This window comes from Arthrobacter sp. B0316-1-20, assembly GCF_059091865.1.
On record NZ_JBNHHC010000002.1, the window covers coordinates 123,215 to 147,803 of the forward strand.

Here is a 24,589-nt window from a genome sequence, read left to right on the forward strand (position 1 = left end):
GCTTAGAGCTTCCCCACGTTGCGTCGTTTGGCGTAGCCGTCGTTCGTCATTGCGTTGCCCCGGTAGAGCCAGAGGGCGCCGGCGCCGGTCGTGGCCAGCAGGTCCACCTTATTGTCCGAAGTTATATCGCCGGGCCCGAGAATTTCCCGGTACTGCTGCCAGCCGCCGCTGCCAATCTTCCGCTCGGCATTGAACCACGCGCCGGATGCGGTCTTGGCCGTGCGGCCCTGCCGCAGCCAAAGAGTGCCGTCAGATTTGCCAGCCACTACGTCGACGGTGCCGTTGCGGTCATAGTCGCCGACGCCGACAATCTTCGAGTAGTTCCAGCCAGTGTCGATGCGCGTGCGTGAACCGTGCTGGCCGTTGCCCGGGCCGGCGTAAAGCCATGCGGTTCCGTTGGGACTGACGGCGAGCAGGTCGTTCTTCCCGTCGCGGTTGACGTCGCCGGTGCCTACGAGGGCCTTGAACGGGTTCCACCCGCGGGTGCCGATCTTCACGCGGCGCTTGTATCCTTCATTCGATCCGCTGACTGTGCCGGTGCCGGCGTAGAACCACAGGGTTCCGTCAGTTTGACGGGCAACGAGGTCGTTCTTGCCATCCCGGTTATAGTCGCCGACGCCCACGATGGAGCTGTAGATCCGCCAGCCGCGCCCGATCCGTTCCGGCGTGCCATAGCTTCCCTTGCCGGTGCCGCGCAACAGCCAGAGGGTCCCGTCCGCCTTGCGGCCGACCAGGTCGCTGCGACCGTCGCCGGTGAAGTCCCCGGGGGTCACCACCGCGTCGAATCGCTTCCAGATGCTGCTGACAAGCGTCCTGGGGCTGTAGCCCTCGGAGTCGACCATCTGCGTGCCCTTGTAGAATCCCAGTGAGCCGTTGGTACTGATGGTGACTAGATCGTTCTTTTTGTCGCGGTCGTTGTCCCAGCCGCCAAGAATGTCTGCAAACGCTGCCCAGCCAGAGGAGCCAATTTGGCGAGGGGCCGCGAAGGTGCTGGTTCCGGTCTTGCCGGTTCCCGTGTGCAGCCAAAGGGTTCCGTCTGCCCTGGAAGTCAGGACATCCACGCGCCGATCGCCGCTGAAGTCCCGAGTTGCTACCAGGTTATTGTAGCTGCCCCAGCCGCTGCCGACCTGGCTGCGGGTTCCATGCTGGCCGTTGCCGGGAGCCGCGTACAGCCAGATCGTGCCGTCTGTCCGTCGGGCGAGAAGGTCGTTGGTACCGTCGCCGTTGAGATCGCCGGTGCCGATGATGTCGGTGAACCCGTTCCAGCCGCTGCTGCCGATGCGGACTCGGGCCTGGAAGGTCCCATTGCCTTTGCCTTTGTACAGCCACAGCGAGCCGTCAGTCTGGCGGGCCAGCAGGTCGTCGAGGTTGTCGCCGTCGTAATCTCCGGTGCCGATCAGCAGGTTGTAGATCTGCCAGCCGCCGCCAATCCGGGACGGCGCCTTGTAACCGCCGGCGCCGTTCCCGGGGTAGAACCACAGCGAGCCGTCCGACCGGCGAGAGAGCAGGTCGCCATTACCGTCCCGGTTCAGGTCGCCCGGTGCGGCATAACGCTCGGTCCAATCGCCGGCGACGGTCCTGTTGTAGGCGAAGTTTTGCAGGTCGGTGTAGGAACCCCTCCATACATTCGAGTCGCCGGAGTAGGGGCCCGTGGAGCTGTACTGCCAGATGTCGTAAGATTTCCAACCGGCGGGCAGCCAGGGCGTACCGGTGGTGTAGTGTGCGACGTGTAGCGGGTGGTTCTTAAACGCGGTGCTGTTGCCCGTGCACTTGTTCCACCAGTCGGCGGTGGTATAGATGGCCGGCAGCCGGCCCGTGCTGGCCTTGATGGTGTTCGAGAAGTCTTTGATCCAGGCGACCATGGCTTTGGCGGACATGCCGTAGCAGGTGTTGCCTAGCTCCGGATACGGGTTGTATTCGATGTCGAGCAGCGGCGGCAGGGTTTTCCCGTCTGCGGACCAGCCCCCGCCGTTATTCACCATGTAATTGGCCTGCGCCTTGCCCGAGGACACATTGGGGATTGCAAAGTGGTAGGCGCCGCGGATCATGCCGACGTTGTACGAGCCTGCGTACTGGGAGGGAAACTTCGGGTTCTTATAGGAGAGGGCTTCCGTCGATTTCACGTAGGCGAACCGGGCGCCATAGTTCCACTCGGTTTTCCAGTTGACGTTCGGCTGGTGGCTACTGACGTCCATGCCTTGGACCCCGCTGGGCCTCCACTTGTTGCGGTTAAGCATGGGGACCGCCGCAGGTGCCACAACGTTGGTACGTTCGATGTCGAGGACTTCGAGCTGCGCATCAAGTTCTGCCAGCGCTTCCGGCTGTTCCAGCTCCTGTTCGCGTTCCCGGCGTTGCTGGAGGCCTCGGCCCATGTCAGCGCCGTGTTCGCCCTGTAACGTCTTCAAGAGCTCCAGGAGCTGTTCCTGGGTTAGCTCATCAATCGGGACTTCGAGGGATGTAGGTTCATCTGCCCCGGGGGTTTCGCTGGCTTCGGGGGAGGGCTGAGCCGTCGGCTCCTCAGTTCCGGCCGCAGTGGAGGACGGCTCGGAGCTATCAGCCGGCTGGAGCGTCTCGCCTCCAAGTGTGGGAACGGTTTTGTTATCGATCTGGGTGTCGCTGCCGGGCGTACCCACAGCTGCGAGGTCGGTGGGCTCCGGTCCGGTGGCGCCGAGTGATTCCAGCCCGGCGGCTCTGGACGCCGGCACAGGCTCGGAATACGGTGTCGGCGTCCGAAGGTCCTGTGCGGACGCACCCGGGGCCATGAGGAGGCCGACCGCCATTACAAGAGCGGTGGCACCGGCCAAGCGGGCTGTTGCATGTTGGCGCTGGCCGGCGGAAACTCCGGGGATGCGGAAGCTGGGCATAGATTGCTCCGGACGCTAGGGAACACAAAGGGCCAGTCAAAGAAGCCGCAGCGTTTGTTCAAAATTGCCGAAGCTTTGACTCAAGGATGAGGTTGCAATTGAACGTTAGCAGCGCCAGTTGAGAAATCCGATCATTCAAGCTGTGTCCTTAATGGCCCACGCAGAAATGGCAGGCTGAGCCCGAAACGTCATAGGAAACAAGGGGTTCGCGTTTAAAGCGCACATCCGAACCAATGCGCAGGAAGCCCCGAACTGATTCCTAGACCGGTAATCTGAATGACTCGCGCTTTCTGTCCTGGCCCCGGGGCATAGACGAGAAAATGAGGCTGGTATCCACGAGTTATTCAACGCTGGTCAAGGTCTCGGTGACTCAACGTCCGCCGTGGGGGCCGTCTTAAAGGGTGCTGTCTGCCGGTACCCTCTCCAGCCGCTCGCGGACGTCTTTCGCGCTTGGCACAGCGTCCGCGCTGACAGCACGGCGTGGTCCCGAATCAGAAACTGGTTCACATTTTCCATCGGGAAGACGCCACGCCGGCTGCGGCTGAGTCATAGGGCACATCAACCTCTTAGAAAAGGATCGAAAGGATTGAAAGGCCGCGAGCGTGACTACTTCGGTCTCCAGCGGGGCAGATGGCTGACCACCTCGATGCATTCGCCTGGCGGCGTCCCCGCTGCGAGTGCGACAACCCGAGCGCAGCCTTGGATATCCCGCTGCGTTAGAGTTCCCTGCGAGTGCACATCGAAATGAGCCTTGCCCACATGGGGTAAATGTGAAGAACGGTGCGCACTGGCAGGGTTGCCGCGGCTCGCGAAGGCCGTTGACACAGGTATTCCTCTGGGTCCAAACTGCTGGAACCTGCGCGAACCCGACCGAGCTACAGGGAGTTCCGGCCGCGTCAGGAATTTGGGACAGCGGGTGGCAACATGGGCACACGCGAGCTGGCGGCGGCAGCAGCCTTGGCAATAACTCTTGCCATACCAGGGCAGGGGGCGATGTCGGGCGACGGTGCCACCCCATCTGGCCGCTCCTCCGAAACCGGCGCTCTTTTCCTCAGCGCTCTGCCTGCAGCAACGAAGGCCCCGCCCTCAGCCCACTACCCGGGCGCCTACAAGAGGCCGACTGTCGTCCGCGAAGATGTCCGCGTTATGTCGTTCAATATCCACCACGGTGCGGACGACGAAGACGAACTGGATCTCCCAGCTATCGCCCGCGACATCCGTGCCAGCGGGGCAGATGTCATCGGCCTGCAGGAGGTGGACCGGCACATGTCCTCCCGCAGCGATTTCGCAGATCAGGCAGCGTGGCTAGCCCACAGGCTGGGCATGTACTTCGTCTATGGCGCCAATTTGGACCGGCCGCCAAAAGTCGGGAAGTCGAAGCGCAGGCAGTTCGGTACCGCTGTCCTTAGCAAGCACAAGATCATCAGCGCGCGCAATCACGTGCTCGACAATATCCTGTACGCCCGAGACCCGTCGGAACAGCGCGGACTGCTCGAAACGGTCATCGATTTGGGACAGGTCCGCCTAAATTTCTTCACTACTCATTTGGATCACCAGCGCGCTGAACAGCGCCGGCTGCAGATGAGGCAGGTCGCGGCGATTGCCGGTGCATCTCGTCAGCCCGCCGTCCTGGTGGGCGACCTAAACACTGTTCCTGGAACTTCGGAAATGCGGAGGATCACCGCCAGATTCACAGACTCCTTCGTCATGCGGGGTGGGGGCAAGGGCTATAGTTTTCGGTCCGACCGGCCGACCAAGAGGATCGATTACATACTGGTCCGAGGCCGCATTCAGGTGCGTGCTACCAGAGTCATCGACACGCAGTCTTCCGATCATCGGCCGATCATCGCGGACCTGACGTTACTGAAGCCGGTTCCTGGTGCCGGGACAGCTCTCGTGGGGTCCATGCCGGTGTGGTTCTAGCCTGTCATCCGGCTTGGCCATGCAACGGGTAGACCGCACCGGATGCCTCAGTCCGCTGTAGATTACGGCTTGAGGCTAAAGGTGCGGTCGCAGAATTCCTGTTCTCCGGGGAGGGAGAGCGACGGTTTCTAGGTACGGCTGGCGCAGGGTTTGGGCGCTGGTTGGTACTTGGCGAGGGGGTCCAGTTGGCCGGTGAAAGGAATTGCAGGCAGAGGGTGGCAGGGTTGATGCGCTTGAACTCCGAGTGCTTCTGAACGAAGAGGCTCATCGGCTCGGCCCAGACCGCCAGCTGATGCGGAATGACTGGGAGATTGTGCTTGCTGGTGACCCTCGCACGGCGGCGCTGCTTGAGAAGGAGTAGCAACGTAGTGACGGGCTCCCGCTTTGGAAACCCTTGTCGCGCACCGAGCGGTCCATAGTCCCGCCGGTCGTCATGGCCGACCAAGTCGATCTCCACGAAGCCGGGGACCGCGTCGTCCCATTCGGCCCAGGTCCGCACCGGGATCTGGGACTTCAGCAGGGTGCCTGGCTTGGTATGGGAGCGTCTGCGCAGCAGCAGTTTCCCCCGTTCTCCGGAGAGCTTGCGGCCGATCGTCGCCGCGCTCATCCGCACCAGCAGAGCGGCATGCGCGTCCGTGATCTCGAGTTCCTTGTCGCGGCGCAGCAACGGCACCAGGATCGGAAGCATTGGGGCCAGCAGCTTGCAAGGCCGGGGCGCGCAGCACTGCCCAGCACTTGATCAGCGCAGGCTGCAGGTCCGGCCCATAGACCGGTGCCCGGCCCGGCCGGGGGCCGGACTATTTTCAAGACCAATGCCTCCCGCAGGGCGGCCGCGCGTGGTCGCGGGCCAACCGGTCAGCTCGACCAGCTCGTCCAGGATCCGGGACTTCCCTGCACGATCGGCGTTCTTGTAGGTGAGGGCCTTTTCTTCGTCAAGGCTTGCCGCTGGGCCATCGCTAGCTCCATAGAAACGGGCATAACCCGCGGCACAGGCCGCCACTGCCGTCCAACACGCCGCTGTGCGGAGGTTTTCCAATGAGGCAGTGTATCCGGCTACGCGTAGGTTCTCTATGAGTCAACGCGGGGGGTGTTGTCCGATAGCACTAGGAAGAGTAGGGTACGGGCACTATCGCATCTTGGGGTCGCGCGCTGATTCGGGGGAATCATGAAAAGCCTATTTTCTGCTGCCGCAATAGTTTCACTGTCGCTCGGTTTAGTGGTGTTACCACCTTCTCTGCCGCAGGCCAGTGCGGCTACCGCAACTCTGGCCATTGCCGACGGCGGAGCAGGAACCGCCGCAAAGGCGACCGCGCAGTTCGGCCCGGCCGTATCGGGCCAGGCTGTCAAACTGCAAGCAAAAACGATCGTGACCTCGATGACCACCGAAGTGACGTCCTCGACGTGGAAGACGGTTGCCACCGGTACTCAAGATTCCAATGGCAAGGCGACCTTCAACATTGCCAACCCGCTGGAAGTCAAGCACGAGTACCGTGCAGTGACCGGCACCGGCAGCACCGAGACGGTCTCCAGCACTGTCAAATACGTGGCCAAGACTCCCTTCAAGAAGCTCGGGATTCCCGCAGTGTCCTTGAACACCAACGAAGGCAAATCGATCAACACCCGCAGCCGCTACTTCGAAGGCCGGTTTGCCATTAAGGCCGGGGCTGGCTGCGCCGCCGTCTCGTCACAGTTGGCGGTGGCCAAGGGGCGGGGCAACTCATCATGGACCTTCGACAAGAAGTCGTACACCGTCAAGCTCGACAAGAAGGTTGATCTGTGTGGCATGGGCGCCAGCAAGAAATGGGCTCTGGTGGCGAATCATTATGACAAGTCGCTGCTGCGCAACTCGCTCGCCGGCTTCATCGGTTCAAAGATGACGAAACTGGCCTGGACCCCCAAATCCAGGCCAGTGGACCTCTATGTCAACGGTTCCTACCGCGGTTCGTATCTGCTGATCGAGCGGATTGCAGTCACCGATCCGGCCAAGAAGAAGCCGGGGGATGCTGTCCGGGTCAGCGTGCCGGAGCTAGATTCGAAATCCACCGATAAGACCGGCGGCTACGTCCTCGAGTGGGATTTCCGCAAGGGTGCCGACCACAACGTGACGGTCGGCAAACACGGCTACGTGGGCATCAAGGAACCCGAAAACGACTATGACGAAGCTGGCAAGGATACCGGAAAGGGCATTACATCCGCCCAGGTCAAGTACATCGACGGGTATCTTGATGCCGCGGACAAGGCGCTGTTCGGCAAGAACTTCAAGTCCTCCACGAAAGGCTGGCGAAAGTACATCGACCAGCGCTCCGCCGTCGACTATTACATCGCCATGGAAGTCATGAAGCCCCTCGATGGCAACATGTTTGCCAGTGTGTACATGTACAAGAAGGCCAATGGGAAGCTGTATTTCGGACCGCTCTGGGACTTTGATATCGCAGCCGGGAACGCAAACAAGGCTGGCAGGCTGGACAATACAAACACCTGGTACCTCCGCGATCCGCTAAAGATCTCCACACGGCAGTCGGCGGATACCTGGTTCAACCGGCTGAATGACGATCCCGGTTTCCAAAAAGCTGTCAGCAAGCGCTGGACACAGGTTCACGCCGCGCTGAAGAAGAGCGATTCCTACCTGGCCAGTCAAAGCAAGCTGATCTCGAAATCCGCGGCTGCAAACTTCAAGATGTGGAACGTCAAGCAGAAGCTCCGCAACTACCACATCGTCAAGGGCACCTGGTCGAAGGAAGTCAGCTACCTGCGCAGTTGGATGAAGAGCCGGATTAGTTGGATGAACAGCCAGTACAGGTAGGCCGGCTGCTGCCTCTGATCCCGGCAGGGACTCGGCGTAGGCAAACCGGGAATGGCCGTCCACGGCGGCGAAGGGGATGTAGATGAACTCGATCCGTTGGTCAACGCGACCTCTCGCAGCCAGCCCTCAGCACTAGTGGCGCGTCAAGCTCCACCCTGAACGAGGGTCGTCGATGGGTGCAAGAGCGGCCACGGCAGTGCCTTCCATCGTCACCCAGGTCTGCGCGTACTGCCACCTGAAGAAAGGCGCACTGTTCCGACCCGTTTGCACAAGCCCAACGCCGCGTCCGCGACGCCGGGCTTGCGCGGGGGAAGGACTTGCTACTGACCGGTTCCGGCGTCGCCGCCACCAACGGACGGGGCGCCTTGCTCGGCTGGACCGGGTTCTGGGAGCTCGTCCGGTGCCGGAGCCTGAGTCGGTGCCGGGGCCTGGGTCGTTTCCGGGGCAGGCTCGGCGGTTTGGCCCGTTGCCGGGGCAGGGGCCGGGCCCTGTTCGGAGCCGTTCGATTCGTTTTGACCCGGCTCTTCAACTTCGGTCGAGCTGTTCCCGTCAACTGTGGGATCATCCGTCGTCACAGCGTCGTCGGCCGCACCGTCGTCGGTCGCCCCGTCTTCGGTCTTCGCGGGGGCCTCGTCCTGTTTGGCCGGTTTGTCCGTTTGTTCCGCTGCCTCTTGGTTGCCGCCCAAGGAGCCAAGGGTCGTTTTGTAGGCGCTTGAGGCACGGTCGATGCCCGTGGCAGACGAGACCAGGCTGGAGATCGGCTGGCTTGTGCCGAATTCGACCGCCGTGATGCCGACCATCGCGATGGCGAAAGTGGCTGCGCTGGCCAGTCCAACCTTGACCCACGTCATCGGCGCGATGCGCTTCTTGGCGGGTTTATCCTGTGGCTGCGGTTCGATCTCCTCGGACGGAGCGCTGGCAGCCACCTCTTCAATCCCCCGCAAGGCACCCACCCGCGCCTTGGGGATTTTCTTCAGCGCCACCGTGGCGGCCGAACTCAGCGTCCGGGCATAGAGCGCGGCCCCCACCGTGGCGACGATGGAACCAATTGCGGCGCCGATCAGCGTTCCGGCGACGCCGAGAAAGGATCCCACTAGTGCGGAGGTCACCGCGGCAAGCGCGGAGCCAATAGTTTGAGTGCCACTTAGTCCGAGAAACGGTTTGGGCTTATCGTTGGCAGCGGAATCGTCAGCCATATTTCGTACCTAGTTCGATCGAGAATATTACGGATAGGTAACGATACCTGTACGTGGCCGGTTCCCGGCACGCCTGGCTTTTAACTGAGACGCTGCTCACTCCCGTTGGGAGGGCGTTCCGATTCGGCCGCAGCGTCACCCCGGCACTCACCAGGCACGCGCCCGGCGGCCAATGGCTAGATCGGGCGAAGAAGCATAGGCACGATCCGCATATCCGGGGATCCCGGACGAACAAAATTTTTGCAGGCCACCGGCGCAACGCGTCTGCATGACGCCGCGAGGGCTACCGTAACTTATTGCGCCCCGGACAGGAATCGAACCTGCGACCAAGAGATTAGAAGGCTCCTGCTCTATCCGCTGAGCTACCGAGGCTGGCGGTTTCAGCCCGAGCCCCTGCGCGCGCGGTTCGGGTCAAATCCAGGATTTACTCTATCAAGCCGTCGAGCGCCCGGGAGGCGGTGAACAGGGTCTGTTCGAAGAGTTCGGCATAAGTGTCCAGCGTCAGCTGGGCGGAGGAATGGCCGGCGATCCGCTGTGCCAGCTTGACGTCCTTGGTGGCGTGCAGGATCAGGCTGACGGCCGTGTGGCGCAGGTCGTGGAACGGGGGCCGGGTTCAGCCCGGCGCCGGCGGCGGTCGGGCGCAGCACCCGGGCGGCGAAGTTGGAGTGGTGCAGCCGTCCGCCGGTGCCCCCGCCGCGGCCGCGGGATCGGAACAGCAGTCCCTCCGGCGGGCGGGCGGCGAGCACCGGGGCGGCGACCTTGTCCGGGACCGGGACGGTGCGCGTGCCGCCGTTCTTGGTGTTGGGCGACGGTGTACCGGTGTCGCCCTACTTCCACGAGCGGAGCACCTCCAGCAGCCAGCCCTCGGGCGTCCTGCGGAAGTCCTGGGCGCACAGCGCGGTAATCTCGCCCCAGCGCAGTCCCGTGGTGCCGGCGAGCATGACCAGGTCCGTCCACGGCGCGCATTGTCCGGCGAGGGCCTGGAGTTCCGGCATGGACAAATAGATACGCCGCTTCTCCACCGGGGCCCGGGGCACATAGCCGGCGCGGCCGGTGGCATCGGTGGCCGGGTTCTCCGGCAGCAGTTCCAGGTAGACGCTGTGGCGCATCAGCCGGATGAACATCAGCGCGACCCGGCGCCGGGTGTTGTTGCCTGACTGGCCGCGGCGGCCCGCCTGCAGGCCGGCGATCCACTGGCCGGCGTCGCGCCAGTGCACCCGGTCCACCGGTATCGAGGCCCAACGCGGCTCGATGTGCCGGTGCCAGTTCTTCCGGTAGTTGGCCTCGGTGCTGGCCGCGATCGGGCCGCCGCGCAGGCCCTGGCTGGTCAGCAGGCGCATCCAGTCGGCATAGAGTTCTCCGACGGTCATCATGCCTGCCGGCCGGGGCGTAGGGCGTCCTGCGGTGCCGCCGCTGGCGGGCACCCGGTACACGCGCCGCTTGTGTCCGCGGGCTCCGACTGCGTCCATGCCTTCGAGGCTAGGAGACTGCCGGCCCCGGCGGGGCCGGCTGCGGGGTTCCTGTGGACAAGCCAACGGATGGCCACTCCGCCGGGTTCCTTCCTACACAGGCCGCCGGCGGCGGAGTCCTGTCCACAGGCGGCCCCGCGGCGCTGTCGTTGGCCCGCGGGTGCCGGAAGAGTGGCTGCTGCCGGCGGGACAGCCGGTTTCGACCAGATCGGAGGCAGGAGATGAGCGACTACATCACGGTCCGCGGCGTGCTCGGCACGGAGGTGCAGCGGAAGCAGACCAAGAAGGGTGACGCGGTGGCCGAGTTCAGGCTGGCGTCGTCGGGGGATTGGCTGAACCGGGACACCGGCGAGTGGGTCAAGGGAGTGACGAACTGGTACACGGTCCAGGCCTTCCGCGGCCTGGCCGAAAACCTGTGGCGAAGCCTGTCCAAGGGGGATCCGGTGGTGGTGACCGGCAAGCTGAAACTGCGCCAGTGGGAGCTGCAGGACGGCCGCCGCGGCACGTCTCCGGAGATCGACGCCGATTCGATCGGACACGACCTGCGCCGGGGCACCGCGGAATTCATCAAGAACTGGACCGCGGCGCCACTGGGTGCGGCCCCGCCGGATGGTCAGGACGGGCAGCGCTCGAATGCGGACTACCGCTCAATGGCTTTGGTGGATCCGCAGGCGGCAGACGTCCAGCAGGGGGCGGGCGGCGGAAACACGCTTGAAACGGGCCAACCGGCCATGGCCGCACCGGATGACGAACCCTCCGGCGAAGCGAGAGGAAGCGGGGCCGACCTGCCGATGGCCAGCTGAGCGTGCGGTGGCGGGCGGCGGCGCCGCGCCGCCACCGGACGGCAGCTGGGCTGAATGTGTGATCGCGGGGCGCAGCGACTAGCCTTGAGGGCATGGCGGAATTCATTTACACGATGACCAAGGCTCGCAAGGCCGTTGGCGACAAAGTCATTCTCGACGACGTAAGCATGTCGTTCTTCCCCGGCGCCAAGATCGGCGTTGTCGGGCCCAACGGTGCGGGCAAGTCCACGATCCTGAAAATCATGGCCGGGCTGGACACCCCCTCCAACGGCGAAGCCCGGCTCAGCCCCGGCTACACCGTGGGCATCCTGCTGCAGGAGCCGCCGCTGAACGAGGAAAAGACGGTCCTGGGCAACGTCCAGGAAGGCGTCGGCGAGATTTACGGGAAGATCCAGCGCTTCAACGAGATCTCCGAGGAGATGGCCAGCCCGGACGCCGACTACGATGCGCTGCTGGAGGAGATGGGCAAGCTGCAGGAGGCGATCGACGCGGCCGACGCCTGGGACATCGACTCGCAGTTGGAGCAGGCCATGGACGCGCTGCGCTGCCCACCCGGCGACGCCGACGTAACAGTGCTCTCCGGCGGCGAGCGGCGCCGGGTGGCGCTGTGCAAGCTGTTGCTGCAGAAGCCGGACCTGCTGCTGCTCGACGAGCCCACCAACCACCTGGACGCCGAAAGTGTGCTCTGGCTCGAACAGCACCTGAAGTCCTACCCGGGCGCCGTCCTCGCCGTGACCCACGACCGGTACTTCCTGGACCACGTGGCGGAATGGATCGCCGAAGTGGACCGCGGCCACCTGTACCCGTACGAGGGCAACTACTCCACCTATCTGGAGAAGAAGCGTGCCCGTCTGGAAGTCCAGGGCAAGAAAGACCAAAAGCTGGCCAAGCGGCTGTCCGATGAGCTGGACTGGGTCCGCTCCAACGCCAAGGGCCGACAGACCAAGTCCAAGGCCCGTCTGGCTCGCTACGAGGAAATGGCGGCGGAAGCCGAGCGCACCCGGAAACTGGACTTCGAAGAGATCCAGATTCCGCCGGGGCCGCGGCTGGGCCAGTTGGTCATCGAGGCCAAGGACCTGCGCAAGGGGTTCGGCGACCGCGAGCTGATCAACGGTCTGTCTTTCTCCCTCCCGCGGAACGGCATCGTCGGCGTGATCGGGCCGAACGGCGTCGGTAAGACCACGCTGTTCAAGACCATCGTGGGCCTCGAGCCGCTGGACGACGGGGAACTGAAGATCGGCGATTCCGTCAAGATTTCCTACGTCGACCAGTCGCGCGGCGGCATCGACCCGAACAAGACCCTGTGGGAGGTGGTTTCCGACGGGCTGGACCACATCCAGGTGGGCCAGGTCGAAATGCCATCCCGCGCCTACGTCTCCGCTTTCGGCTTCAAGGGACCGGACCAGCAGAAGAAGGCCGGCGTGCTCTCCGGCGGTGAACGCAACCGGCTGAACCTGGCCATGACCCTGAAGCAGGGCGGCAACCTGCTGCTGCTCGACGAACCGACTAACGACCTGGACGTGGAAACACTGTCCAGCCTGGAAAACGCGCTGCTGGAATTCCCCGGCTGCGCCGTGGTGGTCTCGCACGACCGCTGGTTCCTGGACCGGGTGGCCACTCACATCCTTGCCTACGAAGGCACCGAAGAAGAACCGGCGAACTGGTACTGGTTCGAGGGCAACTTCGATTCCTATGAGCAGAACAAGGTGGAACGGTTGGGGCCGGACGCAGCCAAGCCGCACCGGGTGACACACCGTCGCCTGACCCGCGACTAGACGCACGCACCCAAAACGAGGGCCGGACTCCAGCTGTGAACTGCTCCCCGAAAGTTGGACTGAGAAATCAGTCCTTACTTCCGGGGAGCAGTTTTATGCAGGAAAGTAGTTCGTTGTCTGAGGAACAGCGTGAGGCCGCGGTAGCGTTGTTCGAGAGTGGTTGGGGTGCGAAGTCAGCGGCGACGAGGCTAGGGGTCCGCTCAAAAGCTGTCGTCCGCATCTACAACCTGTGGAGAGTTCGCGGAGGTACGGCGCTAGTGACCAAACGAACCAAGCGGAAGTTCTCGTTCGAGTTCAAACTCGATGCGGTGCACCGGTTCCAAGCCGGGGAGAACCAGGTCGCCTTGGCTGAAGAGCTTGAGCTGTCGTCTCCGGACCTGATCAAGAAGTGGGCGCGGCGATACCGCAACGAGGGCGAAGACGGCTTGCGCCCGAAACCACCGGGCCGACCAATCTCACCCCCAAAGCCGCCGGCACAGCCGGAGTCGGAGCTTCAGCGGTTGCGCCGCGAAAACGAGCGGTTGCGGGCAGAGGTGGCCTTCCTGGGAAAAGTACACGCCTTGAGGGACAAGGAACAGCACTAAAGGTCCGCGCTGTCATCGCTCTCAAGGCCGAACACCGGTTGGAAGTTCTTCTGGACGTCGCCGGGCTGCCCCGGTCGACGTTTTTCTACCACCAAGCTCGACTCCTAGCCCCTGACCCGCAAGCTGACCTCAAGGCCGCGGTCACGGGCATCTTTGAGAAGAGCCACGCCAGGTACGGGCACCGCCGCGTCTACATCGAACTGGTCAAGCAAGGCTGGACGATCGCGAAAAAGACCGTGCTGAAGCTGATGCGTTCACTGCGGCTGGTCTGCAAGGTCCGGCGGAAAAAGCGCTACAACTCGTACCAGGGCGAGCAGGGCGTTGTTGCGCCGAACCTGCTGAATCGGGAGTTTGATACCGACGCCCCGAATGAGAAGTGGGTGACTGACGTGACCGAATTCAGCGTCGGCGATAGGAAACTGTACCTCTCACCAATCATGGACCTCTTCGACCGACAAATCATCTCCTACGCCATTGGAACCTCGCCCAACCTGGAACTGACCAACTCATCACTGCGCGGCGCACTGGCCACCCTGGAGAACGGACAGCAACCGCTCGTGCACTCCGACCAGGGATTCCAACACCAGCACATCTCCTGGCGCACACTCTTAGAGCACGCCGGCGCGGTCCAATCAATGTCCCGCAAAGCCAATTGCTACGACAACGCCGTCATCGAGAACTTCTTCGGACACCTCAAGGAGGAACTCTTCAATCACGTCCGATTCCTCAACACCAATGCACTGGAATCAGCACTGCACGACTACATCCGCTGGTACAACATCGAAAGGATCTCAACAAAGCTCAAGGGCTTGAGCCCGGTGCAATACCGTGCTCAAGCCCTTGCGGCTTAGGCTCTAATAAGTTGGTCCAACTTTAGGGGACCAGTTCACTGTGTTGGAGCCCGGCCCTCGGTCTTTGGCTGCCTACTCAGGGATCCGGATCATGCCTTCTTGGGCGACGGTGGCGACCAGTTCGCCGTCGCGGTTGAAGATTTTGCCGACGGCCAGGCCGCGTGCGCCGGAGGCGCTGGGGGAGGACTGGACGTAGAGCAGCCAGTCGTCCACCCGCACCGGGCGGTGCCACCACATGCCGTGGTCCAGGCTGGCCACGCTCATGCCGGGAGTCACCCAGCTGACGCCGTGCTGGCGGAGGATGGGTTCCAGCAGCGTGTAGTCGCTGCCGAAGGCCAGCGCGGCACGGTGCAGGCCCTGGTCGTCGGGCAGCGGCCCCTTGGTCTTCATCCAGACGGCATTGACGGCCTGGCGTTCACCCTTGGCCTGGATGTAGAGGGCATCCTGGACGTGGCGGACGTCGAACGGCCGGTGGTAGGCCATGTGCTGGGCCACCGGGTGGTCCACCTTGCCCAGCAGATCCGCGGTGCTCGGCAGCGTTTCGGGGTCCGGAATGCCGTCGGGGAAGGCCTCCTGATGCTCCAGTCCTTCGGCGGGCGTCTGGAACGAGGCGATCATCGACAGGATCGGCACGCCCTTTTGGTAGGCATGGGTGCGGCGGGCGGAGAAGGACCGGCCGTCACGCAGCCGTTCGACGCCGAAGGTGATCGGCAGGTCGGCGTCCCCGGCGCGCAGGAAGTACCCGTGCATGGAGTGGATGGGCCGGTCCGGTTCCACCGTCCTCTGCGCCGCGATGACCGACTGGGCCAGCACTTGGCCGCCAAAGACCCGCCCGTGCGGCTGCCTTTCGGAGACGCCGACGAAGATTTCCTCGTCCGTGTTGGCGCCGTCGGCGTCGGAAAGGTCCAGCAACTCCAGCAACACCGCCGTCGGATCGGCGTGTTCCTCTATGGCGGTCATTTGCTCTCCTTGCCGGTTACCCGCGGGTACGAACATCTCCGACAGTAGTTCGCACCCGTCAACCACTCAACTCCGGCGCGGCGCAACGGGCAGGAACAGCCCAGTCCGGCGGGCGGGTTAGTTGCGGCTGCCGGGCTTTGAGAAGATGGCAGCATGCCTACTGTTCCGCCGAATGCCCCGCGTTTTCCAATCCAGCTACGGTTCAGCGACATTGATTCCTATGGCCACGTGAACAATGTGACGTATCTGGGGTATCTGGAAACGGCCCGGGTGCTGCTGCACCAGTTGCGGACGGAACTTCCGGCAACAGCCGGCCGGGAGCCGGGCGCGACCCTGCGTGAGTTGGGCGGCACCGATAATCGCACGCTGGTGGGACGGCAGGAAATCGAGTACCGCGTGCCGCTGGAGTTCCGGACCGAACCGGTGCATGTTGGCGTATGGATGACACGGATCGGCAACTCCAGCTTCGACCTGGGCTACGCCGTCGTTGATGAGGACCAGACCGGCACCGTACATGCGCTGGGTGCGTCGACCATGGTGCTGGCAACTGCCGCCACGGGACGGCCGGTGCCGCTGCCCGACGGGTACCGTGCCGCCCTGCAGCAATGGGCCGGGCCGCCGGTCCCGTTCCGCGAAGGCAGCAAGGCCGCCGCCGCCGGACAGGAGGCCAGCCAGTGACCCCCACCGTGCCGCCCGTGCTGCAGTTGGCCGATGTCCAGGTTGCGGCGGACCTGAAGACCTACGTCAGCCGGGCCCGCGCCGCGGGTGAAAGCTCAATCCACCTGCAGGCGTTTGGCAGCGTGCTGGCAGCCTACGTGTGTTTGATGCGGCCGCGGATTCTGGGCGAGTCGACTCCCACGATTCTGGGCCTGCGGGTGATGCCGCTGGCCGTGCCGGCCGGTGTGGAGGAGACCGTCCCGTTGGGGGCGGTCGGGGACCGGCTGGCCCGGATGGGGAACCTTGAAACCGGACTAGCCATTCCGCCAACTACGGTCACCGAGTCGTGGACCGGGGTGCTGCCGCCCCGCTCCGGATGGGAACACGCCGGCGTGCTGGAGTCCGCCGTATTGGAGGAGGCCGCCCGGGAAGGGATCCGGGAGGTCTCCGAAGCACTGCCGGAGAACCCGGGGCAGCTGATGGTCAACAATGCCCGCGGCGCCGTCTGGAGCAGGCCGCTGCCAAGCACCGGCGGGCTACCGGCCGACGTCGTCATTCCCTCCGGGGCGGCCTTTGCCGCGCTGACGCTGGGCTTTTTGGATGGGAACCCGGCGGCCGTTTACCGGAACGGCCGGTGGCTGCGGGTGAGCACCGGCCGCGGGCACGTGCTGGTGCGCAGCGGCGCCTCGCTCTAGGAGCGCTGCTAGGCGCTGTTGACCATGGAGTGGGCGGCGCGTTCGAAGTAGTCCCAGAGCGTCTGCTCGTGGAGCGGTGGCAGCTCCAAGGAATCGACTGCCCGGCGCATGTGCGACAGCCAGCGGTCGCGGGCGTCGAAGTCCACCTTGAAGGGCTGGTGCCGCATCCGCAGCCGCGGGTGGCCACGCTGTTCGCTGTAGGTGCCCGGGCCGCCCCAGTACTGCTCGAGGAACATCCGCATCCGGACCTTCGCCGGTCCCAGGTCCTCTTCGGGGTACATCTCCCGCAGCACGTCGTCCTCGGCGATGCCGTCGTAGAACACGTCCACCAGTTTCACGAACGTCTCGTGGCCGCCGACCGCATTGTAGAAGTTGTCCGTGTACTCGGGCTGCTTGAACGCGTTCGCGGCTGCCGGCGCCGGCGTCAGGGTGGCCAGCGGCTGGCCGAAGCGGGACGGAAGGGCCGTACCCTCCGCGGGTTGTGCCGGAGCGGCGGGGGAGGCGGGCTGTGCGGGGTGCTGGGGTGTTTCGGTCATCGGTGGTCTCTGTTCGCTGATGCTGTCAGCAACCATTGTCTCAGCCGGGGACAACCGCTGGTTCGTGGAGCACCGGGAAGTTCACGCTGCGCGCAATGAAGCAGACCTTGTTGGCGTCCACATGTAGCCGCTGGGCGAGGTCGGACTGCCCTTCATCCGCGATGGCAACGCGCGGCCGGAGCGTCACCGAGGTGAATTCGCCGCTGCCGTCCCGGTTCAGGCGCAAGGTGCCCTCGGCGTCGTCGTCATAGGCGGTCACCACGATGCCGTTCTTCACCGCGATGTGCAGATAGGAGAGCATGTGGCACTGGGACAGCGCGGTCAGCAGCAGCTGTTCCGGGTTCCAGCGGTCCTTGTCGCCGTGGAAGGTCGGATCCGCGGTTCCGGCGAGGTCCGGCAGGCCCGCAGCGCGGACTACGTGGTCGCGCCCGTAGCCGCGGTAACTGGCCGTGCCGTCGCCCCGGTTGCCGGTCCAGTGGAGCGAAACAGAGTAGCGGTGCTGGGAGAGGTCCATGGGGCCATTAAACCCTGCGCCTCCGCACTGCACCTGCGCGACCCGGTGCGTGGCGTGCGCCAGTCAGCGGCAAGCGGTGATTTCATAAAGCGCCGCGCCACCGTGCGATGCGATGAGGCGGAAGCCGTGGGAGAAGTCGACGTGTTGGAAGCCGGGCCACTGGTGCTTGGCGCTGTGCTGGTAGCCACGGATCGGCTCGTCGTCGTAGAGGTAGGTGGCACCTGTGCTCTGCAGGGCGGGGCAGACGCGGGGGTCAGACGTGATGTTGCGGAAATGCCAGCGCAGGTAGTCCTTGTCCTTGCTCCCCGCGCTGCTGACGTTCTGGAAGTAGACGGTTTGGTGGCCGGTGAGGGAGTAGATGTACGGCAGGCCGTTGAACGGGTCGCCGATGACGATGGCGTCGTCGGGCAGCAGCGGCCCCAGCGAGCGGATGAAGTCCTGCTCGTCGCCCATCAGCGCCCGGCCGTCCCGGTGCTCGGTGATGCCGTAGCGGATGGAGGCCGCATCAACGCGCACGTCATGCCGGAAGGCTCCGCTGGACACGAAGACCGCGGCCAGGATGGCGAAGGCCAGTCCCGCGGCCACCAACTTTTGGCGATCCGCGCGGGCTGACGCGCGGGTGTTGGCGCTGTCGCGCAGCGGACGGATCAGCCGCACTAACAGCGTGCACAACTGGTCCAGGGCCAGCGCGGCGAAGACCACGCCGAAGATGTGGACCAGCGGCGCGATCCGCGGAGGGTCGGTGTACCAGAAGCCGCTTAGCCAACGGAACGGCCGGTCTTCCGGCCCCGCGGCGAGGATGAAAAGCACGGTGGCTGCCGCCATCCCGGCTACCGCGGGCCACGTTTTCCGGTTGAAGCAGGCCAGCAGCGCGCCGCAGGCCATCAAGACGCCGACGGCGAGGCCATAACTCTCCGGAACGGCGTCGGCGCTGTCGGGCTGACGCGGCAGGTCGAAGAACAACCACACCAGCGCATCCGACCAACCCGCCGTGCGCCCGCGCGGATAGGAAATCACGGCCGCGACCAGCTGTGACTGGGTGAGGAGGACAACGACGCCGACCGCTGCCGCGGCGAGCGCGCTGATGGCAGCAATGAACAGCCCGCGGTGGCTGCGCCACAGACGGACCAGCCCCATGACTGCGAGGCGCGCCAAATAGACGCCGCCGAGCACCAGCAGGCTGGCAAGGGCCGAGGGGTGGATCCAGGCTGCACCGAAGGTGACCATCGCGAGCGCGGCGAGGTCCGCCGTCGTCCTTCTCCGATTGGCATGCGGCAGGGAGCGTTGCCGGGCGCCGGGGCCGGTATCTGCGTTGACAGTGCGCTCAGCGGCAGGATGTCCCGCGGAGGGAGCCGGCAGCCGGTTCTGCAGTTCGACGCCGAGCGCGATGATGGCCGGCAGCAGGGCCGCAGCGAAACCGTTGGGCCATTGGCCGGCTCGGAACATCTGGACATAGGGGAATGCCAGCATGGACGAGGCGAGCAGTGGTGTCAGGATCCAGACCAGCGGCCGTGCCGGGAACAAGGCGCGGGCGAGCAGCGCGAGCGAGGCCGGCCAGATCAGGCAGCCGATGACCAGGCAGGACAAGTTGCCCGCCGTGACCACGTCGCCCGGCACCAAGGACACCATGGCGTGCCAGCCGGCGGGATAGAACGACGGCGGTGCGCCCCCGAAGATTGGCCAGATGCTCCACGGGCTGGCCTGGCCGTTGTCCTTGATCCATTGCAGGACGTTGACGTGGTAGGTCGGATCCCAGGCCTGTGACACGCGGTGGATGGAGCCCATGGCCTGGAGCATGACCCAACCCAGGATCAGGGCCGTGACGGCTAACGACGCCGCCATCATCCACTTGACCGGGCGCGGCACGGCTGCGAGTGGGGTTTCCGGCGGTGCGATGGCCCGCCCGGTCAACCAGCAGAGCCCAATGCCCAGCGCGGCCAGGACGGCGGCGGACAGCAGGTTCCAGCGCACGCCGGTGAAAAGGCAGACCATGGTGCCGACTGCTGCCAGCGCGGTGCCGGCGGCCGGGGCGAGCACCAGGGCTCGGATTGCCGGTTGCCGCAGCGCACGCAGCGCGAGGAACCCGGGCAGGTAGAAAACGGTCAGCATCACCGCCAGCTGCCCGGCAGTCGTCAGCGGGCCCATGCCAACTTCGGCCTCCGGCGGTCGCCGTACTGGGACTGCCGATCGTCCCGCGCCGCATCGGAAATCCGGCGGTGGCGGGACTGGCGGCTGGACATCTGGCTCCTTCCCATCCGCGCTGTTGAGGCATTCTAGATCCGCGGGCAGCAGGTGCAGTACCTCTTCGCGGAGCGCTCAGTGAACCGTAGAGGCGGCAGATGTCCTCGCGGTGAACCACGGGCGAACAGGAAAGCTGCCGCCGGGCGTAGCTAGGCCTGTGGCCGGCCCGTGAAGACGACGCTGCCCGCCGGAACGTTTGTTCCGGCGGGCAGTGTGTTGGTGCGGTGCGGGTCTCCACGCGGCCGGGGTCTCCACGCGGCCGGGGTCTCCACGCGGCCGGGTCTCCGTGCGGCCGCAAGCGGCCTTGGTCGACCACCGATGGGGGGGGGTTACCGGTCGGCGGCTTGGGCTTTGAGTGCGCGGACTACGCCGTCGCGGTTTTCCAGCACCAGGCGGCGCAGCGCGGGGGAGCGCTCCGCCAGCGACTCCAGCCACGCATCCGTGGCGTCCACGGTGGCCTGGGTGGTCAGCTGCGACGGGTAGAGCCCCACCACGATCTGCTGCGAGAGCTCATGCGTGCGCGTGTTCCAGATGTCTTCGATGGCGTCGAAGTACTTGGCTGCGTAGGGCTCTAGCAGGGTGGTGTCGTGCACCCGGGTGAAGCCGGCGATGACCGACTGCTGGGTGGCGTTGGGGAGGTCGCCCTTGACGACGACGGCGTCCCACGCCGCTGCCTTCGCCTCGGCGGTGGGGATGGCGGCCTGGGCCAAGGCTGCGGCACGCTGGCCGGTGGCGGTGTGGTCGCGCTCCAGCTCGGCGTCGATCTCGGCCTGGCCAAAGCGGCCGCCGGCCACCAGCGAGGTGAGCAGTTCCCAGCGCAGGTCCGCGTCCACGGTCAGCCCGTCCAGCGTGCGCCCGCCGTCCAGCAGTGCGGTGACGGTGTCCAGCTGTTCCTCGGTCTGCGCGTGCACGGCGAAGGCCTTGGCGAACTGCAGTTGCGAGTCGGATCCGGCGGCGGCTTCGCCGGCCAGGTCCCAGAGCCGGTCCGCGGCGGCGATGGTCAGCCGCTTGCGGTCGTCCGGATTCACGTAGAAGGTCAGCGTGGTGGCCAGTTGGCGCAGCAGCACCAGCACCACCGAGGAGTCGGTCTCGTAGGCAATGTTGTTCAGCACCAGCTCCACGTACTCGCGGGCCGGCGTCTCGCCGTCGCGGGTGGCGTCCCAGGCCGAGGCCAGCACCAGGGTGCGCGGCAGCGACGCGGTGAAGTCCTTCAGGTGCGCCTTGGAGGTGGCCAGCGAAGCCTCGTCCAGGCGGATCTTGGCGTAGGCCAGGTCGTCGTCGTTGAGCAGCACCAGGTCAGGACGCGCCAGCCCGGCCAGCTGCGGCACCTCGGTGCGCTCGCCGTCCACGTCCAGTTCCTCGCGGTGCGTGCGCACCAGCTTGCCGTTGCCGTCCAGGTTGTAGAAGCCGACGGCGAGGCGGTGCGGCCGGATGGTCGGGTGGCCCTCCGGGGCGGATTGGAGGATGGCGAACGAGGTGATGGCACCGCCGTCGTCGGTGGAAATCTCCGGACGCAGCGTGTTCACGCCGGCGGTTTCCAGCCACTTGGCCGACCAGTCCTTCAGGTCGCGGCCGCTGGAAATCTCCAGTTCACCCAGCAGGTCGGCCAGTTCGGTGTTGGCCCAGGCATGCTTGCCGAAGTACTCGCGCACGCCGGCCATGAACTCCTCCTGGCCCACCCAGGCCACCAGCTGGCGCAGGACCGAGGCACCCTTGGCGTAGGTGATGCCGTCGAAGTTGACCTGCACGTCCTCCAGGTCCTTGATCTCCGCGGTGATCGGGTGCGTGGAGGGCAGCTGGTCCTGCCGGTAGGCCCAGGACTTCTCCATGGACGCGAACGTGGTCCACGCATTCGTGTACTCGGTGGCCTCGGCAGCAGCCAGCGTGGACATGAACTCGGCGAAGGATTCGTTCAGCCACAGGTCGTTCCACCAGCGCATGGTGACCAGGTCGCCGAACCACATGTGCGCCAGTTCGTGCAGCACCGTGATCGCGCGGCGTTCCACCATGGCGTTGGTGGGGCGGGAGCGGAACACGTAGTTCTCCAGGAACGTGACGGCGCCGGCGTTCTCCATCGCGCCGGCGTTGAATTCCGGCACGAACAGCTGGTCGTACTTGGCGAACGGGTAGGGGGTGCCGAACTGCTTCTCGTAGAACTCGAAGCCCTGCCGGGTGAGCGTGAAGATGTTCTCGGCGTCCAGGTATTGCATCAGCGATTTGCGCGCGAACACCCCCAGCGGGATGATGCGGCCGTCGGAGCTGGTCAGCTCGCTGCGCACTGACTGGTACGGGCCGGCGATCAGCGCGGTGATGTAGGAAGAGATCCGCGGGGTGGGCTCGAACGCCCAGGTGGCGGCAGCAGCGCCGTCGGCCGTGGAACCACCGTGCTGCGGCAACGGGGTGGGAGAGTTGGAGATGACATCCCAGTGCGACGGCGCAATGACGGTGAAGCGGAAGGCCGCCTTCAAATCCGGCTGCTCGAACACGGCGAACATGCGGCGCGAGTCGGGGACCTCGAACTGGCTGTACAGGTAGACCTCGTTGTCCACCGGGTCGACGAAGCGGTGCAGGCCCTCGCCGGTGTTCATGTAAAGCGCGTCGGCGTCGATCACCAGCACGTTGTGCTCGGCCAGGTCCGGCAGTTGGATGCGTACGCCGTCGGAGACCTCGGCCGGATCCAGCGCGGTGCCGTTGAGCGTGACCGAGCGGACGGTGTCCGTGACGGCGTCGATGAAGGTGGAGCCGCCAGCGGTGGCGCTGAAGGTGACCACGGTGCGCGAGCCGAAAACCTCGGCGCCGCGGGTGAGGTCCAGCGTGACGTCGTACGACTCAACGTTGAGCAGTTCGGCGCGGGCCCGCGCTTCGTCACGGGTGAGATTCAAACCTGGCAAGATCGCCTCCAGTAATACATTGGTGTCCCTCGTGGGGGACCGGTCGGACGTGCCCGGATCTGAAAGAACCCTTGCACAATGTGGTCATTGTCTCACCGCCATAGGCGGCGGCGCAGCAGTTGTGGAAAAAAGGCGAATAGTTTCGGTTCTGTGTCCCTTCGGACGGGTTTGAGTCCCTGCGGATGATGTGAGTCAGCCGGTGAATGCCTTGGTCCAGCCGGTGACGTAGCCGGCTTCGTCGAACCGCTTCAGGGTTTCGCGGCTGGCCTGCGCCATGCGCGCGCGCAGCTCCGGATCCCGCATCACCGCGAGGATGCCGTTGGCCAGGGCCTGCCGGTCGCCGAACGGTACCAGGAAGCCATTGGTGCCGTGGCGGATCACGTCCCGCGGACCGTAATTGGCGTCGTAGGCGGCGACCGGGACGCCGAAGGACATGCTCTCCAGCAGGATCAGCGGGAAGCCCTCGGAGGCCGAGGTGAGCAGCGTGGCGCAGGCGGTGGCGTAGATGTCGGCCAGATTGTTGGTGAAGAGCGGGAAGTCGACGGCGGCGCCGAGGCCCAGTTCGTCGATGAGCGCCCGGATGGTTCCTTCTTCCTCGTCGCCGTAGCCGAAGCCGAAGAGCTCCAGCCGGGCCTGCGGGTTGCCGTCCCGCACCAGGGCGAAGACCCGGATGGCCTCGTCCACCCGCTTCTTGGGGTGCAGCCGGGCGACCATGACCAGCCGGTTCGGGTCGGTGGCCGGGGCGGCCGCGGTTTGGTGGTCCGGATCGGTGGCTTGGGACGGGCGCTCTGCGGGCGCTGGCTGTTCCGGCGGGGCCAGTTGCCCGATCGTATGCAGGCGGTCGGCGTGGCCGAACTCGGCGGCGATGTCCTCACGCTGAGCATCGGTGTGCAGGACGAGTCCGTCCCATTGGTCCAGGTGCTCCAGCAGCCTGCGCCAGTTGCGGCTGACACCCGAACCCCCCACGTACGGCGGTTCCAAATGGTTGCTGTGCACGGCGGCGATGCGCCGCAGGTTTGGGTGCCGGACGCTGGCGACGGCGTCGTCCAAGGTCTTCCCGGGCAGGTTGTTCAGGTTCTCGCGGAATTCGGACGTGAGCACCGGAGCCTCTTCGTCCGCCAGCAGTTGCTCGAAGGCATGCCGGTAAAGCTCCGCCGGATCCGCGAAGGTGAGGGCATCGCCGTCGTCGTGCGGCACGCCGTCGAACAGGTAGCTGCGTCCCCATTTGGGCGAGCCGGGATGCTGCGTGATGGTCAGGAAGCAGTGGCCGTTGCGGCCGATCAGGCGCTGCGCGGTGGGCGTCTTGGACGCTTCCAGGAAATGCTGCACCAGCACCAGCCGGCCCTGATCGTCCATGTCCTCCCGGCGCAGCCGCGCGCGGTTCGGCGCCAGTTGTTCGACGGCGGCCAGGGCGCCTTCGGGCTGGAACCGCACGTAATACTCCTGGACCCCGTCGCGGAAGTATCCGAAGGCGAAGCCGGAGGTGCCCACCGGAACAATGTCATAGTCGTTCTCCGGCGGCGGCTGGACCGGCTGTCGGGTGTCCGCCGCGGGGCTGGGATCCAGCCCATACAGCACGGTGCGGACCTTGACGTCCGGATGCAGATGGCCGCCCGCTTTCAGCTCGGCCACCTCGCTGGCCAGCCGGAACTGCAGGCCCAGCACCTCGATCCAGATCTGTTCCGCCGCGCGGTTCCGGGCCAGCGTGTTGGCCCGGGTGCGCACCGCCTTGACCAGGCCCCCGCGCTTGAGGGCCAGGGTGTTGACGGGGAAATGGACTATAGGCGACACGCTCGCATCCTGACGGAACGGATGCCGCTATTCTGA

Annotated in this window: 18 protein-coding genes and 1 tRNA gene; 8 read left to right on the forward strand and 11 right to left on the reverse strand. The window is 65.2% G+C overall.

The genetic code is table 11. The features are described 5' to 3' along the window. Window positions 1–2: 2 nt before the first annotated feature. Complete coding sequence (locus AC5RW2_RS03575; protein ID WP_493962210.1) at window positions 3–2,705, reverse strand: GH25 family lysozyme; 2,703 nt, start codon at window positions 2,703–2,705, stop codon at window positions 3–5. A 1,305-nt stretch (window positions 2,706–4,010) separates the two neighbouring features. On the opposite strand from AC5RW2_RS03575, the gene AC5RW2_RS03580 reads away from it, so the two are divergent. Continuing rightward, window positions 4,011–4,787 carry an endonuclease/exonuclease/phosphatase family protein gene (locus AC5RW2_RS03580; protein ID WP_494073693.1) on the forward strand — a complete coding sequence of 259 codons (777 nt, stop codon included), beginning with the start codon at window positions 4,011–4,013 and terminating at the stop codon, window positions 4,785–4,787. A 4-nt stretch (window positions 4,788–4,791) separates the two neighbouring features. Here AC5RW2_RS03580 and AC5RW2_RS03585 read toward each other — a convergent pair whose 3' ends face one another. Next, window positions 4,792–5,460, reverse strand: a complete 669-nt coding sequence (locus AC5RW2_RS03585) for a hypothetical protein (protein ID WP_494073694.1) — start codon at window positions 5,458–5,460, stop codon at window positions 4,792–4,794. 492 nt (window positions 5,461–5,952) lie between these two features. On the opposite strand from AC5RW2_RS03585, the gene AC5RW2_RS03590 reads away from it, so the two are divergent. Further along, window positions 5,953–7,590 carry a CotH kinase family protein gene (locus AC5RW2_RS03590; RefSeq protein WP_494073695.1) on the forward strand — a complete coding sequence of 546 codons (1,638 nt, stop codon included), beginning with the start codon at window positions 5,953–5,955 and terminating at the stop codon, window positions 7,588–7,590. A gap of 320 nt (window positions 7,591–7,910) precedes the next feature. Here the strand turns inward: AC5RW2_RS03590 and AC5RW2_RS03595 are convergent, their stop codons facing one another. The 3 genes from AC5RW2_RS03595 to AC5RW2_RS03605 form a co-directional block, all read right to left on the reverse strand. After that, the gene (locus AC5RW2_RS03595) at window positions 7,911–8,786 is read right to left on the reverse strand and encodes a hypothetical protein (protein ID WP_493962207.1); all 876 of its coding nucleotides are present in this window, start codon (window positions 8,784–8,786) and stop codon (window positions 7,911–7,913) included. A 299-nt stretch (window positions 8,787–9,085) separates the two neighbouring features. Then, window positions 9,086–9,158 (reverse strand) — tRNA-Arg (locus AC5RW2_RS03600). Window positions 9,159–9,613: 455 nt separating this feature from the next. Continuing rightward, entirely contained in the window at window positions 9,614–10,255 is a 642-nt protein-coding gene (locus tag AC5RW2_RS03605; RefSeq protein WP_493962206.1) for a site-specific integrase, read from the reverse strand. Window positions 10,256–10,476: 221 nt separating this feature from the next. On the opposite strand from AC5RW2_RS03605, the gene AC5RW2_RS03610 reads away from it, so the two are divergent. From AC5RW2_RS03610 to AC5RW2_RS03625, 4 genes are all read left to right on the forward strand, one after another. Continuing rightward, entirely contained in the window at window positions 10,477–11,058 is a 582-nt protein-coding gene (locus AC5RW2_RS03610; RefSeq protein WP_493962205.1) for a single-stranded DNA-binding protein, read from the forward strand. 92 nt (window positions 11,059–11,150) lie between these two features. Continuing rightward, on the forward strand, window positions 11,151–12,833 hold the full coding sequence (ettA, locus tag AC5RW2_RS03615; protein ID WP_493952591.1) for an energy-dependent translational throttle protein EttA: 1,683 nt from the start codon (window positions 11,151–11,153) through the stop codon (window positions 12,831–12,833). 257 nt (window positions 12,834–13,090) lie between these two features. Further along, window positions 13,091–13,417 carry a helix-turn-helix domain-containing protein gene (locus AC5RW2_RS03620; protein WP_493962204.1) on the forward strand — a complete coding sequence of 109 codons (327 nt, stop codon included), beginning with the start codon at window positions 13,091–13,093 and terminating at the stop codon, window positions 13,415–13,417. A 38-nt stretch (window positions 13,418–13,455) separates the two neighbouring features. Beyond that, a complete protein-coding gene (locus AC5RW2_RS03625) occupies window positions 13,456–14,268 on the forward strand; it encodes an IS3 family transposase (RefSeq protein ID WP_493962203.1) in 813 nt (270 codons plus the stop codon). Window positions 14,269–14,340: 72 nt separating this feature from the next. On the opposite strand, the gene AC5RW2_RS03630 is transcribed toward AC5RW2_RS03625, so the two are convergent. Continuing rightward, window positions 14,341–15,228, reverse strand: coding sequence for an acyl-CoA thioesterase (locus AC5RW2_RS03630; RefSeq protein ID WP_493962202.1), 888 nt, complete (start codon window positions 15,226–15,228; stop codon window positions 14,341–14,343). A gap of 153 nt (window positions 15,229–15,381) precedes the next feature. Between AC5RW2_RS03630 and AC5RW2_RS03635 the strand changes: the two genes are divergently transcribed. Together AC5RW2_RS03635 and AC5RW2_RS03640 are read left to right on the forward strand one after the other, a co-directional pair. Continuing rightward, window positions 15,382–15,906, forward strand: a complete 525-nt coding sequence (locus AC5RW2_RS03635) for an acyl-CoA thioesterase (protein ID WP_493962201.1) — start codon at window positions 15,382–15,384, stop codon at window positions 15,904–15,906. Beyond that, window positions 15,903–16,580 carry a DUF8185 domain-containing protein gene (locus AC5RW2_RS03640; protein WP_493962200.1) on the forward strand — a complete coding sequence of 226 codons (678 nt, stop codon included), beginning with the start codon at window positions 15,903–15,905 and terminating at the stop codon, window positions 16,578–16,580. The genes AC5RW2_RS03635 and AC5RW2_RS03640 overlap by 4 nt, the downstream gene beginning before the upstream one ends. A gap of 8 nt (window positions 16,581–16,588) precedes the next feature. Here the strand turns inward: AC5RW2_RS03640 and AC5RW2_RS03645 are convergent, their stop codons facing one another. From AC5RW2_RS03645 to AC5RW2_RS03665, 5 genes are all read right to left on the reverse strand, one after another. Then, window positions 16,589–17,116 (reverse strand): globin, encoded by a 528-nt coding sequence (locus AC5RW2_RS03645; protein WP_493962199.1) that lies wholly within the window; start codon window positions 17,114–17,116, stop codon window positions 16,589–16,591. A 40-nt stretch (window positions 17,117–17,156) separates the two neighbouring features. Next, complete coding sequence (locus AC5RW2_RS03650; RefSeq protein ID WP_493962198.1) at window positions 17,157–17,630, reverse strand: OsmC family protein; 474 nt, start codon at window positions 17,628–17,630, stop codon at window positions 17,157–17,159. 63 nt (window positions 17,631–17,693) lie between these two features. After that, window positions 17,694–19,775, reverse strand: a complete 2,082-nt coding sequence (locus tag AC5RW2_RS03655) for a DUF6541 family protein (RefSeq protein ID WP_493962197.1) — start codon at window positions 19,773–19,775, stop codon at window positions 17,694–17,696. Window positions 19,776–20,200: 425 nt separating this feature from the next. Next, the gene (gene pepN, locus AC5RW2_RS03660; protein ID WP_493962196.1) at window positions 20,201–22,753 is read right to left on the reverse strand and encodes an aminopeptidase N; all 2,553 of its coding nucleotides are present in this window, start codon (window positions 22,751–22,753) and stop codon (window positions 20,201–20,203) included. Window positions 22,754–22,954: 201 nt separating this feature from the next. Then, the gene (locus tag AC5RW2_RS03665) at window positions 22,955–24,553 is read right to left on the reverse strand and encodes a glycosyltransferase (RefSeq protein ID WP_493962195.1); all 1,599 of its coding nucleotides are present in this window, start codon (window positions 24,551–24,553) and stop codon (window positions 22,955–22,957) included. Between the last annotated feature and the right edge of the window lie 36 nt (window positions 24,554–24,589).